This is a genomic window from Fibrobacter sp. (genome assembly GCF_017545445.1).
Taxonomy (GTDB): domain Bacteria; phylum Fibrobacterota; class Fibrobacteria; order Fibrobacterales; family Fibrobacteraceae; genus Fibrobacter.
In genome coordinates, this window is record NZ_JAFWOM010000118.1 from 22,817 (window position 1) to 36,388 (window position 13,572).

Annotated in this window: 11 protein-coding genes; 7 read left to right on the forward strand and 4 right to left on the reverse strand. The window is 46.9% G+C overall.

Going from position 1 to position 13,572, the window contains the following annotated elements; genetic code table 11:
• The first annotated feature begins 3 nt into the window (after positions 1 to 3).
• From IKG78_RS13005 to IKG78_RS13020, 4 genes are all read left to right on the forward strand, one after another.
• The gene (locus tag IKG78_RS13005; protein WP_290944161.1) at positions 4 to 156 is read left to right on the forward strand and encodes a hypothetical protein; all 153 of its coding nucleotides are present in this window, start codon (positions 4 to 6) and stop codon (positions 154 to 156) included.
• 50 nt (positions 157 to 206) lie between these two features.
• Entirely contained in the window at positions 207 to 824 is a 618-nt protein-coding gene (thrH, locus tag IKG78_RS13010) for a bifunctional phosphoserine phosphatase/homoserine phosphotransferase ThrH (RefSeq protein WP_014546980.1), read from the forward strand.
• A 306-nt stretch (positions 825 to 1,130) separates the two neighbouring features.
• Positions 1,131 to 3,740: a hypothetical protein gene (locus IKG78_RS13015; protein WP_290944164.1), complete on the forward strand. Its 2,610-nt coding sequence runs from the start codon at positions 1,131 to 1,133 to the stop codon at positions 3,738 to 3,740.
• Positions 3,741 to 3,755: 15 nt separating this feature from the next.
• Complete coding sequence (locus IKG78_RS13020; RefSeq protein ID WP_290944166.1) at positions 3,756 to 4,451, forward strand: acyltransferase family protein; 696 nt, start codon at positions 3,756 to 3,758, stop codon at positions 4,449 to 4,451.
• A 330-nt stretch (positions 4,452 to 4,781) separates the two neighbouring features.
• Here the strand turns inward: IKG78_RS13020 and IKG78_RS13025 are convergent, their stop codons facing one another.
• The 3 genes from IKG78_RS13025 to IKG78_RS13035 form a co-directional block, all read right to left on the reverse strand.
• Entirely contained in the window at positions 4,782 to 6,095 is a 1,314-nt protein-coding gene (locus IKG78_RS13025) for a GDSL-type esterase/lipase family protein (protein ID WP_290944168.1), read from the reverse strand.
• 114 nt (positions 6,096 to 6,209) lie between these two features.
• Positions 6,210 to 6,842, reverse strand: a complete 633-nt coding sequence (locus tag IKG78_RS13030) for a hypothetical protein (RefSeq protein WP_290944171.1) — start codon at positions 6,840 to 6,842, stop codon at positions 6,210 to 6,212.
• Between the two features lie 62 nt (positions 6,843 to 6,904).
• The gene (locus tag IKG78_RS13035; RefSeq protein WP_290944173.1) at positions 6,905 to 9,223 is read right to left on the reverse strand and encodes an InlB B-repeat-containing protein; all 2,319 of its coding nucleotides are present in this window, start codon (positions 9,221 to 9,223) and stop codon (positions 6,905 to 6,907) included.
• A 268-nt stretch (positions 9,224 to 9,491) separates the two neighbouring features.
• Here IKG78_RS13035 and hflX point away from each other — a divergent pair, with 268 nt between their 5' ends.
• The 3 genes from hflX (at position 9,492) to IKG78_RS13050 (ending at position 12,586) form a co-directional block, all read left to right on the forward strand.
• Positions 9,492 to 10,496: a GTPase HflX gene (gene hflX / locus IKG78_RS13040; RefSeq protein ID WP_290944175.1), complete on the forward strand. Its 1,005-nt coding sequence runs from the start codon at positions 9,492 to 9,494 to the stop codon at positions 10,494 to 10,496.
• Between the two features lie 387 nt (positions 10,497 to 10,883).
• The gene (locus tag IKG78_RS13045; protein WP_290944177.1) at positions 10,884 to 11,501 is read left to right on the forward strand and encodes a phosphatidylglycerophosphatase A; all 618 of its coding nucleotides are present in this window, start codon (positions 10,884 to 10,886) and stop codon (positions 11,499 to 11,501) included.
• Positions 11,502 to 11,608: 107 nt separating this feature from the next.
• The gene (locus IKG78_RS13050) at positions 11,609 to 12,586 is read left to right on the forward strand and encodes a hypothetical protein (protein WP_290944179.1); all 978 of its coding nucleotides are present in this window, start codon (positions 11,609 to 11,611) and stop codon (positions 12,584 to 12,586) included.
• A 61-nt stretch (positions 12,587 to 12,647) separates the two neighbouring features.
• On the opposite strand, the gene IKG78_RS13055 is transcribed toward IKG78_RS13050, so the two are convergent.
• Positions 12,648 to 13,385: a hypothetical protein gene (locus tag IKG78_RS13055; protein ID WP_290944181.1), complete on the reverse strand. Its 738-nt coding sequence runs from the start codon at positions 13,383 to 13,385 to the stop codon at positions 12,648 to 12,650.
• Between the last annotated feature and the right edge of the window lie 187 nt (positions 13,386 to 13,572).

Consider the following 13,572-nt stretch of genomic DNA (forward strand, 5'->3'; position numbering starts at 1 on the left):
GCTATGGGGACGCTTGCTACGCAAGCTTTGAGCTATGGGCAAAAGCAAAAAGAAACGTATCTGCAAAGAGATCCGCGTAAGAAGATCCCGGAACAAGTCCGGGATGACAACGTAAGCACCCATTCCCCAAAGCGAAGCGTGCTCACAGCGCTTTAGCGCGACCCCAAACCTCATACCTTATCACTAACCACAAACCACTAATCACTATGTTTACTAAGCAATGTGTTGTCACTCTTGACCTGGAAGGCGTTCTTGCGCCAGAAATCTGGATTGCCGTCGCCGAAAAGACAGGCATCAAAGACCTCCGCCTCACCACCCGCGACATTCCCGACTACGACGTCCTCATGAAGGGACGCATCAAGATTCTCGAACGCGAAAACATCAAACTCTCGGATATCCAGAACGTCATTGCGAACCTCGGACTCCTCGATGGCGCTCGCGACTTTATGGACACGCTCCGCGACGAAGCCCAAGTAATTATTCTCTCGGACACGTTCCAAGAATTTGCCTACCCCATTATGAAGAACCTCGGCTTCCCGACGATTTTCTGTCACAACCTCGTAGTCGAAAACGACATGATCAAGGGCTATCACTTGCGCATGAGCGACCAAAAGACGAAAGTCGTAAAGCACCTGCAGGAACTAAACTTCAAGGTATTCGCTTCGGGCGATTCTTTCAACGATACAGGTATGCTCAAGCAGGCAGACAAGGGCTGCTTCTTCTGCGCCCCGGATTCTATTGTTGCCCAGTTCCCGCAACTCGAAGCGACAAAAACTTACGCAGAGCTTTTAGACAAGTTCCACAAGTTCCAAGATAGCTTGTAAGGTCAAACGGGGGGAATACGACTATCAGCCTCCAACCGATATTTTTCTATTTCCCTATTGACCTTTTTCAAAAAAACAAATATCTTTACAGAAAAGAATCAAGGAGAACCTTATGAAAACGATTAAATACATTGTATTCGCCGCCATCTGCATCATCTCTGCATTCGGCATTTACAGTCTCATCAAGACCGCAAAGACCGACGAAAACACGCTCGAATAAATCTATTCGACAACAAATTCGTTTAAGGGCGAACAATTTAACAAACCGCAGTGGGTACCTGTTGCGGTATTTTTATATTTCCTTATATGAACTTTTTAAATAAGAAGCCTGCTTTTTTTGTGGCCATGTCCGCAATTTTCTTCGCGATTTTGCTGATTGTCTTCCGCAATTTCGCATTCGATTCCAGCCAACTCATGCTCAACAGCGACCAGCTGAACGGCATCGGCAGCCGCATTTTGCGCACCTTTAACGTGATTCTCACGGAATGGGACGACAGCCGCCTGGGAGGAATCCCGACCATCGACGCGCTATTCGCCGACGCTTACCATCCGCTCGTGTGGACACAGTTCATCATGGATCCGGCACGTGCCGTCGGTTTCAAGTTCATCTTGACCGTGTGGGTCGCCTTCATGAGCGCGATGCTCCTCGCTTGGAACTTGACCGGCAACAAGTGGTGGGGTTCACTTCTTGGATTCCTCTACGCGTTCTCGCCGGAATACTTCACCTACATTTACGGCGGCCACGACGGAAAGATGATGGTTTTCGCCATCGCACCTTTGGCACTTCTCGCCATCCGTAAGATTGTCCGCGACGGGAGCCTCCCCTACTTCATCGTCTTCGCATTAAGCATCGTTTGGATGATTCTCGGAAGCCACTTGCAACTCACGTACCTGTTCTTGTGGGGCGCAGGTTTTTACACTCTTTACGAAGCCGCGTTCCATTGCGATACGCTTGTCACACGCGGTAAGCGCATCGGGCTTGCAGCCGCCGCACTCGCCTTCGGGCTTGCCATCAGTTGCTTCCAGATTATTCCGCCGTACCTCTACACTACGACGCAGTCCGTCCGTGGCGAAGGCGACCACACCAACTACGGTCACGCGGTCAGCTGGTCGTTCCATCAAGAAGAAATGGCCCAGATGCTCATTCCGGGATTCATCGGTGTCGATGTCTATGAACAGGACGAAAAGACGAACTCCTTCAAGGGCAGTTCCTTTGTCGATGTGACAATGGACGAATACCGCAAGATGGCCGAAGCCGGCAGCCAAGGCAGCCCGTTCTACTGGGGCCACAACAGCTTCAAGCTCGACCACAACAACGCAGGTGCACTCCTCACGTTCCTCGGATTCCTCTGTTTGTTCCTCCCCGGCAAACGTCGCTGGGCATGCTTCTGGGGACTAGGGGCCGTGGTTGCACTCAGCTACGGCATGGGCGACCATTCTCCGCTGTTCAAGCTTTGGTACAACATTCTCCCCGGCGTCAAGAATTTCCGCGCCCCGGGCATGGCTCTCTTCTGGCTTCCACTCTTGCTCGTGATGATGGCCGGCCCCGTGCTTCGTGCTGTCAGCGACCCGAACGAAGATTCCGTCAAGAACCGCCGCGCGTTGTTACACGGAACTGTTATGTTTGTGGTTTTACTTTTGCTCGTCGTCATCGCACGCTTCAACTGGACGCTCTTTATCAGCCCGTTCGGCTTTATCGTCTGCCTCGCTTACGCAGCTGCATGCCTCGGCGTGATGAGCCTCGACGACCAGGGCAAAGAAATCAACGTCAAGAATTTTGTCGATGCGTTCAAAGCAAAGCTTCCGGGAACATCGAGAGGCGTGCAAGCCGCAGTCGTGATCGGTTTTGCCATCATCGGCATGTTCCTCATGAGTGGTCAAAAACTCTTGAACGATCCTATCACCGCCCCGTACTTCAAGCCGCTGAACGAAGTCGTGATGAGCATGACGGCCTCCAAAATCATCCCGAGTTTCATTTTGATTCTCGTTGTTATCGCCGCCACCCTCGCCGTGTTCAAGTGGAAAGGGAGCACGCCCGCTAAAGTCGGTATCCTCGCACTTGTCGCAGGCATCGAACTCATGACCATCAATGGTGCGTTTATCCAGAACGTCGCCGCCAACGAATATTTGCAACCGAAAAATGGAGTAGTCGCAGCCATCAAGGCACCATTCCAAGCAGATTCCATCAACACGCCACGCGTGCTTTCGCTCTCTCGTAGCAAAGCACTCAGCGGAAACATTTTCCCGCAATACCATTTGCGTAACGCCGACGGTTTCCACGACAACGAACTTGCAAGCTACCGCGAATTCCGCGGCGGACAAGGCAACGCGAACTACCTCTTGAACATCAACAACCCAGAAGCCGCACACCCGTTCCTCGACTTGATGAACATCGGCGCAATCATATTCGACACGCAACGCGGCACCACCTACATGCCTATTTCGACCGCCATGGGCGAAGCCTACATCTACGGCGAATCGACCACGATGGATGACGCAAAAGCCATTGACGCCCTCAAGAACGGCTTTGCCTACCGCGAAAAAGTCATCCTCTCCGAAGAACCGCAGAACAAGGGAGAAGGCGGCGTGGCTCAAGGCAAGGCAAAGCTTGTCGCAAGCCCCAAGATGGATACGCAGGTATTCCAAGTCGAAAGCGACCGCGCAGGCTTCATGGTCGTCGCAGGCAACTACCATCCCTACTGGAAAGCGACCGTCAACGGCAACGAAGCCAAAGTCTATAAGGCATTCGGAGACCTCCGTGCTGTCGAAATTCCAAAGGGCAAATCCGAAGTCCGCATGGAATACCGCTCTAAGCCGTTCCACGCCTGCATCAAGGTGAGCATTCTCGCTTTCTTGCTGCTAATCGCTTTCGGTGCGTTTTTATTCGTGCGAACAAAGAAAGCTCAAGTAAAATAACGACACAAGGGTAACATGCAAAATGACGTAGCCACACCCGATAGATTTTTGTCCATCAACGACTCTATCGCGATGAAAGCTATCGCCATTTTGTTCATGCTCATACATCACCTTTGGACGTTTCCCGACCGCATTGCAGGCGGTCCGCTCGAAAGCATTCTCCATTTTTCGAACCTTCCCCTGTCAGTTCATATCGGTGTTTTTGGGAAGATTTGCGTTTCCATATTTTTCTTTTTAGGCGGTTACGGCTTATACAAGAAATATTTCGGAAAGCGATACAACCTTTTTGAACGGCTGAAAAAACTGTATTTCGCATATTGGAAAGTTTTTCTCATTTTCGTACCCATCGGATTCATCTTTTTCTCGAACCAAGCCGCATACTGCCAAGATGCCGAAGTCTATTCCGCATTTTCGCAATTTTCGATAAAAGAATTCCTTTTAAACTTTACGGGAATTGAATCGACGTACAACAGGGAATGGTGGTTCTTGATAAACTATGCAGCACTTCTAGTTTTATTCCCGCTTATTAGATTTTTCGTTCATCGACTTTCTGCACTCGACAATATTTTCATCATCATCGTTTTAAACATCGCATTAACAAAATTCCACTACGCAATTCCCCACGCCACATGTTTCTGGATGGGAGCAGTCGTTGCCAGGAACGGTCTATTTGACAAATTAAACGATTTTTTGAATCGAAAAAAATTTTGAATCCTATTTTCGACGCATTCATTTGGGTTGCGGTTATCTTTCTCCGGCGATACAGCAACGGAATTTATTTTGACATTTTCTTCGTTCCGTTTTTAACGCTCGTAAGCATCGACATCGTAGGCAGATTGAGCTTTTTCAAAAGATGCTTGTCCGCCCTCGGAAAGCAAAGCACGAACATGTGGCTCACCCATACCTTTTTCTGCTATTATTTCGGCGTGACCGCAAAAATCGTCGCCGCCCCAAGATACGCAATCCCGGCGTTTTTTATACTCCTTGCAATGAGCTACGCCGCATCCGTTCTTGTCGATAAAATTTGGAAAAAAGCAAGTTTTACTTCTTAACGTAAACTTTGTTCACAAAACGGCCCTGTAGTTTTTGGCGAACAATATAACGACCACGTGCGAGAACTTTTGCGTTCATCCCCATATAGACACCGTTCATGTCAAAAAATCTCATTGAAGCAGCATCCGCACGCAGACGCATCGAACGCACGAGACGCTTGGAAACACGAGCCGTAACATTCCCCGAAGAATCCTTCTTAGCCGTATCACCTACAGCATACAACGGAGCCAAAGCCTCAGCCCACAAGTGATGCATTGCTTGTCCACCGCCCTCTGCATTTGGATGGATGCCATCGCTCCCTAGCAATTCGGGATGTTCTAAAAAGTAATTATAGAAGTCAGGCCCCTTAGGCAATTTGTTATCTTCAACAAGTTTATCTACAGCATCCAAAAACGCCTGATTGATTTGCCACCCTGATTTTTCGGGATTCGTCGCGATGATGCGAGCGATAATCGGCGTTATGTTATGCGCTTTTGCAGAATCAATAATTGTCTGCATGTTCTTGACATAAGCATCGAGATCCCAGTCGCCGCCGCCCCAAGCATCGTTCGTGCCCATTTCAATCGCCCAATACTTGACATTACCAGCGTATTTCAAATATTCATCCAAATGGGCGACAACTTCGGTACTGTTGATGCAACCGATTCCGCCACGAAGCATCGCTGGCGTGTAATCAGGGAATCGAGCATGAATCAATTGCGCCGTCGTAGAATCGGTATCTTGCTGTTTCAGCCCCATCTGACTGATGCTCGTGCCCATAAAAAACCACGTATCGGTTCCGTTTTCAGTCATGTCGAAAGCTTCGATTTCAAGAAGCTTGCCCACATCGCCTTCGCTCACGAACTTGAACCACGATTTTCCATCAAAGTCGATTTCCACGCCGCGTGCCATCACCGGATTATTCGCAACGCTTGCGGCCTCAGTCCATTCGCCGTCCGTACCGTCAGTTGAATTCGCTGACGTGAGAATCTTGAAGTTCGAAAGCGCGACACCGCTATGTCCGCAATTCGATGTAAAATTGGTAGCCCAGGCACAATCGCCGTAAGATTCCCAAGTGATTAAAAGTTTCTTGGGGCCTGCACCAACATTCAAAGCAATTTCTTTTTCGCTGCTACTTTTCCAGTTCGTCAAATAACCATCCGTCAAATAGTCGGTCGTCGTCGAACCTGTATAAGCCTTGAGCCCACCCGTAATCAACTTATTGGGGGTTATCGCAAACGCAGGGATTCCTGCAAACATCACCATGCTAAACGCTACAGATAATAAAGCCGCAGCACGCTTCACCCTTTTGGGGGTTTCCATAAATTCTCCACACACACTTTCTGACAATCGCGTTTAAATATACATTCTAAACAATACCACCAAACATATTTTTTTCGCATTTTTGGCAATTTAGAATTACAGTCTTTGATTACGTTACCAAGCGTCTTTCATTTCAACTTTTAAATCATATAAGGTCTTTAAGAGACGATTCACCATGTAATTATCATATTTACCGACTTCAATACCAATAAAATTTATACAGAACATATCTGCATATTCCACGATAAAAGCATCACCGTCAAATCGAAAATCAAAAAAATTTTCAAAAAATATTTTCGCATGATTCACTTTTCGAACACTGGGAATCGCACAAATTTCAGAAGAACGCTCTTTTAAATAGCTGTCTAGAATTTTATTAGGGCCTTTCCGCGTAACGCAATGAGGAACATAGCCATCCAACGGATCTCTTGCACATAAAGTCATTTCGCTATTTAATGAATCCTGCAAATCTTGACGGTACGAATAAAGATTTACCCGTTCTACAGTCCCGTCTATAAAACGAATGAATCGTTCTTTTTGTACTTGCTCGTTCTCCCATTCTTCATCGGTCGCTGTTGAATCGAGCCATTTGAAATTCCGTACGCGATGTAAAGAAGGCAATCCATACGAAGTGCCAAGTTCTACGGAATGCGGAGATTTGACATAATAAAAATCAAATTCATTAAAATGGTACAGCAACAATGCTATACTCAAAATAAAGCCGCAAAGAAAAATCTTGTTATGCACAAAATCAATATAAAAAAAGACCCCGCTTGTGCAGGGTCTTCCCTATAAAGTTAATGCAAAATTTATCGTATATTCACAACTTTCTGCTGCGTACCGATGCGGAGCACAAATGTTCCGCTTCGAACCAAGTTCATCGTAAAGTTTGCGGCATCGGCTTTACCGCTATACACCACACGGCCTTGCAAATCCAGCAAATTCACTTGAGAACCGACCTTTGCGCCAGAAACCTGAAGTTGACGGCCATTCACAACAGCAGAGAACTTCGCTGCGCGAGCAATCATCGGCAAACCATTCGGGTCAAATTTTGTCCACTTTTTATCCTTGCAGATGAAAAGTTTCTTGAGATCCGAAACGTAATATGTTACGCCTTCACGCTTTTCGGTGCAGTTTGGCAAATCTTCTTCAGTTTTGACAGATTCAACAACCGATTCGACAGAACTAGAAGACTTAGCCTTAGAGCTAGACGAAGCTTCGCTCTTACCGCTCGAAGACTTGGCCTTTGCACTGCTAGAAGCTGGCTTAGCGGCAGAACTCGATTCAGCCTTCACGCTACTAGAAGCAGGCTTGGCAGCGGAACTAGACTCGACCTTCGTGCTGCTGGAAGCAGGCTTTGCAGAAGAGCTGGATTCCACCTTCGCACTGCTAGAAGTGGGTTTGGAAGCAGAACTGGATTCCACAGTCGAGCTGCTGGAGGCAACATCAAGTTCATACGTGACTTTTACATAGACTTGATGGTCCGGCATCAAGAAGCGCATTCCAAGTTTTCCGGTCGTACGTTCTTTTTGCTCTTCGGGCGTATCGCCATATTCATCATAAAGTGTAAAGCTCTTGTATTTTTTACCTTCAGGAACAATCGGAGATATTTCCGGCCAATCCCCCTGCTTTGCTTCCGTTACAGCAGAACCATTCAAAACCAGAGTGAATGACTGGTTTTCTTCGCTACCGACTTTAGTTATCTTGTAGTATTTAGTTTGCGTGGCAGAAGAAGAACTAGATTCAGTCTTCGAGCTGCTGGAGACAGGCTTTTCGGAAGAGCTGGAAGTCGTTTCGCTGCTTGAAGCAGGAATCTCACTGGAGCTAGATTTTTCCTTTGCACTGCTAGAGGCAGGTGTTTCGCTAGAACTGGAGGCCACATCAGAACTGCTAGAAGCCTGCTTTTCAGAGGAACTGGACTGCGTTGCACTGGACGATTCAACAACAACTTCGCTAGAGCTAGACTCTACGACAGAGCTGCTTGAAGAAGCTTTTTCGCTTGAGCTCGACGCGATACTAGAACTCGATGTTACACTTGAACTCGATGCTACGCTGCTAGAGCTTGGCAAAATGCTCGTATCCGAAATCCACACAACCCCGTTGCAGACGGAATCCTGATTTGCCTTGTTGCTGTGAATCAAGGCGCACCTTATATTCGACGAGCAAACCGGCGATTTCGCGTCGCCTTCGATGGCAATTGCAGTCTGTTCCATGCAAGTACCCGCTGCGGTCCAGATAGCATAAAGCGTCGTATCGGAGCAAAGCGTTCCATCGAGACGATCCAAAGCATAATAAGTATTGGAAAGTTTGTTTTCAAACGACCATCCAACAAAATCAAAGCCCTCTTTCGTCGGAGTCGGGAGCTTTGCGATTTCGGAACAAGCAAAAGATTTTGCCGCATCTTTCGGAAGCTTACCACCGTCCAATTTATACGTTAACTTAAATTTAGAGTCCTTCAAATCCACTATAGGCAAATCAACGCTATCCGCAACAAATTTCGCCGTGATATCGACATCGAAATAGGGCATTTCAAAGACACAGCTGCCATCACTTGCGCCAGGAGTCGCCCCCGGCCCAGCCGGCGCAGCTTCAGTTTTTGCGCAAGTCACCGTCGTCGCAGCATCAAGGTATCTGCTGACCTTGATAGATGCCAGCTTATAGCCTTCATCGGCCCTCGGAGTCACCGTCACCTTGAAAGTAGGCTTGGTGCGATCCCTAATGTCCATTCGGTCGCTAAATGAATACGAAACACTCCCGTGCTCAGTCTTGATGGCGTTAATATAATAGCGCAAGGATTCGTACGATGCCTTTACATAAACCTCATGGTCTGGCATAAGGAATTGCAATTCTTTCTTTTCTGTCGTTGATACAACTTGATCTTCGGATTTGTCACCATATTTGTCATAGAGCGTATAGCCCTTGAACATTTTTCCGTCGGGAACGATTGGGGAAACATACAGCCAATCCCCTTTTTTCGCTTCAGTTACAGTCTCGTTATTCAGAAGAATGTTGAAAGACTGATGTTCTTCACTACCGACCTTGGTTACCTTGTAGTATGTATCTTGAGCATGAGCCACTGCCGCAAAAGCGAGTGCCATTCCTAAACCACAACAGATATTTTTTTTCATACTCATCCTTTAGAGGCGTTGCAAATTATAATCCGACACAAATATATCCAACATTAAATTTGCGCCCAAAACCTTTTCGAAAAAGGCCATAGCATCCACATTTTAAATGTAAATCAATTCATTACAAAATGCAAGTCGCACCGGAGTAAATAACCCTAAAATAAGCAACTTAGAACATTAATTTTTTGATATATTTTTAACGCTCCGTTACATAAGGAACGTCCATTCAAAGTAATGGAACATTTAATGCCGTTTATTTTTTAGGAATATGGAAGAACGAAAAAAAGGTATCAAGCCAGTCGAAAACAAGAAAGATCGGGAACGTTGCATTCTAGTAGGCATTGCGACTCCTAAAGTCCGTCCATGGCTTGCTGGCGAACAACTCGCCGAACTGGGGCGACTCGCCGAGACCGCAGGGGCGCTTGTCACGCGTAGTTTTTTGCAGCGGGTGCAAAATTTTAGCCCGGCAACGCTCATTGGCGAAGGCAAGGTGAACGAAGTCAAGCGCGCCCTAGAAGAAGACAACGCGAAGATGGTCGTCTTTGACGATGACCTTTCCGGTTCGCAGGTGCGCAACCTCGAAGAACGCATGCCCGGAATCAAGGTTCTCGACCGCACAGGGCTTATCCTCGACATTTTCGCAAAGCATGCGGTTACCGCCGAAAGCCGCCTAATGGTCGAAGTCGCACAGTTGCAGTACATGATGCCGCGCCTCACCGGTGCGTGGACGCACCTTTGCCGCCAGCACAATGGCGGCATCGGCACCAAGGGGCCGGGCGAGACGCAGCTCGAAACGGACCGCCGCATGATCCGCAAGCGCATCCAGGAACTCAAGAAAAAGCTGGAGAAAATCGAAGACGCCCGCGAGCAACAGGCCGACAAGCGAAACGACATTTTCCAAGTCGGCATCGTCGGCTACACGAACGCCGGAAAATCGACACTCACGAATCGCTTGACAGGCGCTGACGTTTACGTTGAAGACAAACTCTTTGCAACGCTCGATAGCACCACGCGAAAGCTTTACCTCGACGGCGAGAACATCATCTTGAGCGATACCGTCGGATTCATCCGCAAGCTCCCCCACAACTTGATTGAAACGTTCAAGAGCACGCTCGGCGTGGCAGCCCACGCGGACTGCATCCTAGAAGTCGTTGACGGATCTGCTCCCGACTACCGCGACCATCTGGAAGTCACGCACAAGACGCTCGAAAGCATCATCGACAAAGACACGCCGCGCCTCCGCGTGTTCAACAAGGTCGAAGTTGCCGATTAAGCACGCCGCACGGAACTTTTACAGAACTATCCCGACGCCATCCAGATTAGCGCCAAGGAGAACATCGGCATGGAACGATTACGCGCGGCCTTCAAGGAACAGCTCGAACGCTGGCACGAGAAACGCACAGCCGCCGAAGAAAAAGAAAAGGAACTCGCCGAAGCACCGTGGCCGGAGGTAGGGGTATGAGGTGTGAGGTCGGCACGTTGTGCCTCTGGGGTATGGGCAATTGTAATAAGAAGAGCTCAATGCCTTGCAAAGCAAGGCAGCCTCAAAGCGAAGCGACCTCATAGGAGCTTTAGCTCCGTGCCCATAGCCCACGAGCCCATAGCCCATACCCCATAGTCTAACTCCTAATCCCTAAAACCTAACACCTAATACCTAACAATGAATCGAGAAGAACTTAAAGAAAAATATGGCAAGAAGCGCGTTCCGCACGAATGGCGTGGCACGGACAAGCTGACAGCACTCATCGTAACATTTTTCGGTTCGGGAATGAGCCCGAAAGCACCCGGCACCATGGGAAGCCTTGCCGCAGCAATTGTCGCCTACCCCATGGCAGTTCTAGCAGACCATATATTCAACGGAAAGGAAAGTCTATCTCTACCTCTGCATATAGGCCAAACGCAAGGTGAACTACCAATTAATTTATTCTTTATTGCAGCCGCCCTATTCGTATTTTTTGCAGCCATTCCCTTCGTGAAAAAAGCGATGAAAGATACCGGCACCGAAGATCCCGGCTGGATTGTCATTGACGAAGTGTGCGGGATTTTCATGGCACTCGCATTCTTTCCGACAAATTTAATAGTCCTTCATCCATGGTTCCTAGCAATTGCATTCGGGCTGTTTCGCTTCTTCGACATCCTGAAACCACTCGGCATTCATCGATTTGAAAAATTTCCGGGAGCCTGGGGCGTGATGGCGGACGACTTGCTCGGTGGAATCTACGCCGGAATCCTGCTCTGGCTCAGTGCTGTCGGAATCTACGCTTTTATATTTTCGTGATACATAATTAAAACGGATTAAACGTCACGCCAACCTTGACCGATTTTCTTATATCCATTTTTGTATTTTGTGGCTGAGGATCAACACTTTATTCGCTGAGTATTGGAATGAAAATAAAATTGTTGTTTTCCGGGCTAGTTTGCATTGCATTCTTGTTTTCGTGCGCAAGCAACAAAGTCAATGCACCGGACATTGAAAAAAACAACATCATCAGCCAAACTAACGTTACTGACACAACGAATGAGAATTCGACTATTCAAACCGACAGTTCGGCAAGTGCACTCGAACTCATAAACAGTTCTCTAAATAATACATTCCTCGAGCAAACAATACACAAACCTTTAACACTATATCGAGCTCTTAATTATAACAAAGATACGACAGTTTGGGATACGTCAGACTGTAAGATTGGTAAATCGACTTTTTCCTGCAATCATGTTGACCGGTATGACTACTCATATGGTGTATGGGATGGTTTTTATGATGATGATGAAATGGTTTGGGATTCCAGTCGCAAAAAAATCATTTACGATACAACTTATATAGATATAAATTTTGGAAAAAATGCGCTAGTCCACTACACTCCTGTTACTGAAATCCCTAAACTCGATAGAGAAGCCGTTGCAAAAGCACTTTCCAAGCTCTCTGGTGAAGCTTGTGCTCAAATATTTAAATTTAGATCCAATTACAATCTTGAGGTTATTGGTCTTCCAGGTTTTTCATGGGAAGATCAAGATGCAATGATGTTTGGGTATGATGCATACATTGATAGGGATGATTCCGGTCAAAAGAAGTGCTCTGTTCAAGGAGCTCGTGTTGAGTACACCGAGAATTCCCATTATTCTATTGTCTATAGTAGATCTCTTCCCGAACAACTTGACGACAAGAGACTCCAATTTTTCAATGGCACTCTTAAATCATTCCAAGATACGACTATTTCTTGGAAGTTAGTGTACACAGACCAATACCACCGTGCGGATACTTTGAACATAACCACTAAATTTGAATACGATGACTCCGATTCTTTATCTAGTTTTCGCAATAGAGCCTGCTATGATGCCATCGATCCATCTAATTGTAAATAACATTTACACACAAGACATACTCAAACCGCTCCGCCACTGATTTAAAAATCTTGTGATATAATTAAAACGGATTAAACGTCACGCCAGCCTTGATAGCAGCCGAAGACCAATGGGCCAAACCATCTGCAAAGCGTTCGTTATACTTGTGATAGAACTTTGCGTCCCAAAGCAGGTCTAAATAGATTCGTTCATTGACGCGGAAGCCCACGCCCAAAAGCATACTAAATTCCATGGACGAGTCCAGTTCCTTATCGCGTGCACCATCTAACTCCAGCTTATCAAAAAGCGGTATGGAAATCTGAGGGCCAAACTCGAACGATACAAAACTAGAGCGAGGCTTCACAGCAAAAAGAATCGGGAACGCAATCCGCCCCTGCGACAAGCCTCCATCAGTAACACGCTTGTATCCCCCATCACCGTCTTCAATGTATAACGGCTTCGATAAAAATAGCGGTGCGTATTCAAACAGTACGCCAAGCCTTACCGCCAAATGATATTGCAGCAGAGGCCATTGAACAGACGCTCCCACCTGAAAAAAAGCTCCTTCAAAAAAGACGACCCGTTCCACCTTTTCGTAACGGCTCAGCTGCTTTTCGTTATTTATAACTTTAAAGCCCACATTCAACGTCATCCCGACCAAGAAATCGAAAGGGACCGAATTTTTCTGAATCATTTCCGCATTCCTGACGCTATCGCGGTGCGCCTTCGCTTGCATCCAGCGGTCATAATCACTAACGCTTTCGTCTTGAGCGAAAACAAAAACAGCAAGCAACAGAACAAATCCAAAAACGCGAAACATTTTACAGTCCTAGAAAAAAGCAATTCAACAACGAATCGTCTTTAATCTATACAAAACTTTGTATAAAACACGAAATAATTATAAACATCCCGACAAAAAGCAATAAGACCGGATAGGCGGTAAAAGCGATGCAAGAGGAGTCGTGTATGCAAATTCGGTCACTACCAAATGCCGTTAGGCATTTTAA

What these genes read in the sequence shown, in the direction of transcription:
- IKG78_RS13015 (WP_290944164.1), top strand. Translation starts at nt 1,131, where the DNA reads ATGAACTTTTTAAATAAGAAGCCTGCTTTTTTTGTGGCCATGTCCGCA.
- hflX (WP_290944175.1), top strand. Translation starts at nt 9,492, where the DNA reads ATGGAAGAACGAAAAAAAGGTATCAAGCCAGTCGAAAACAAGAAAGAT.
- IKG78_RS13035 (WP_290944173.1), bottom strand. Translation starts at nt 9,223, where the DNA reads ATGAAAAAAAATATCTGTTGTGGTTTAGGAATGGCACTCGCTTTTGCG.
- IKG78_RS13025 (WP_290944168.1), bottom strand. Translation starts at nt 6,095, where the DNA reads ATGGAAACCCCCAAAAGGGTGAAGCGTGCTGCGGCTTTATTATCTGTA.
- IKG78_RS13055 (WP_290944181.1), bottom strand. Translation starts at nt 13,385, where the DNA reads ATGTTTCGCGTTTTTGGATTTGTTCTGTTGCTTGCTGTTTTTGTTTTC.
- IKG78_RS13020 (WP_290944166.1), top strand. Translation starts at nt 3,756, where the DNA reads ATGCAAAATGACGTAGCCACACCCGATAGATTTTTGTCCATCAACGAC.
- IKG78_RS13045 (WP_290944177.1), top strand. Translation starts at nt 10,884, where the DNA reads ATGAATCGAGAAGAACTTAAAGAAAAATATGGCAAGAAGCGCGTTCCG.
- thrH (WP_014546980.1), top strand. Translation starts at nt 207, where the DNA reads ATGTTTACTAAGCAATGTGTTGTCACTCTTGACCTGGAAGGCGTTCTT.
- IKG78_RS13050 (WP_290944179.1), top strand. Translation starts at nt 11,609, where the DNA reads ATGAAAATAAAATTGTTGTTTTCCGGGCTAGTTTGCATTGCATTCTTG.
- IKG78_RS13005 (WP_290944161.1), top strand. Translation starts at nt 4, where the DNA reads ATGGGGACGCTTGCTACGCAAGCTTTGAGCTATGGGCAAAAGCAAAAA.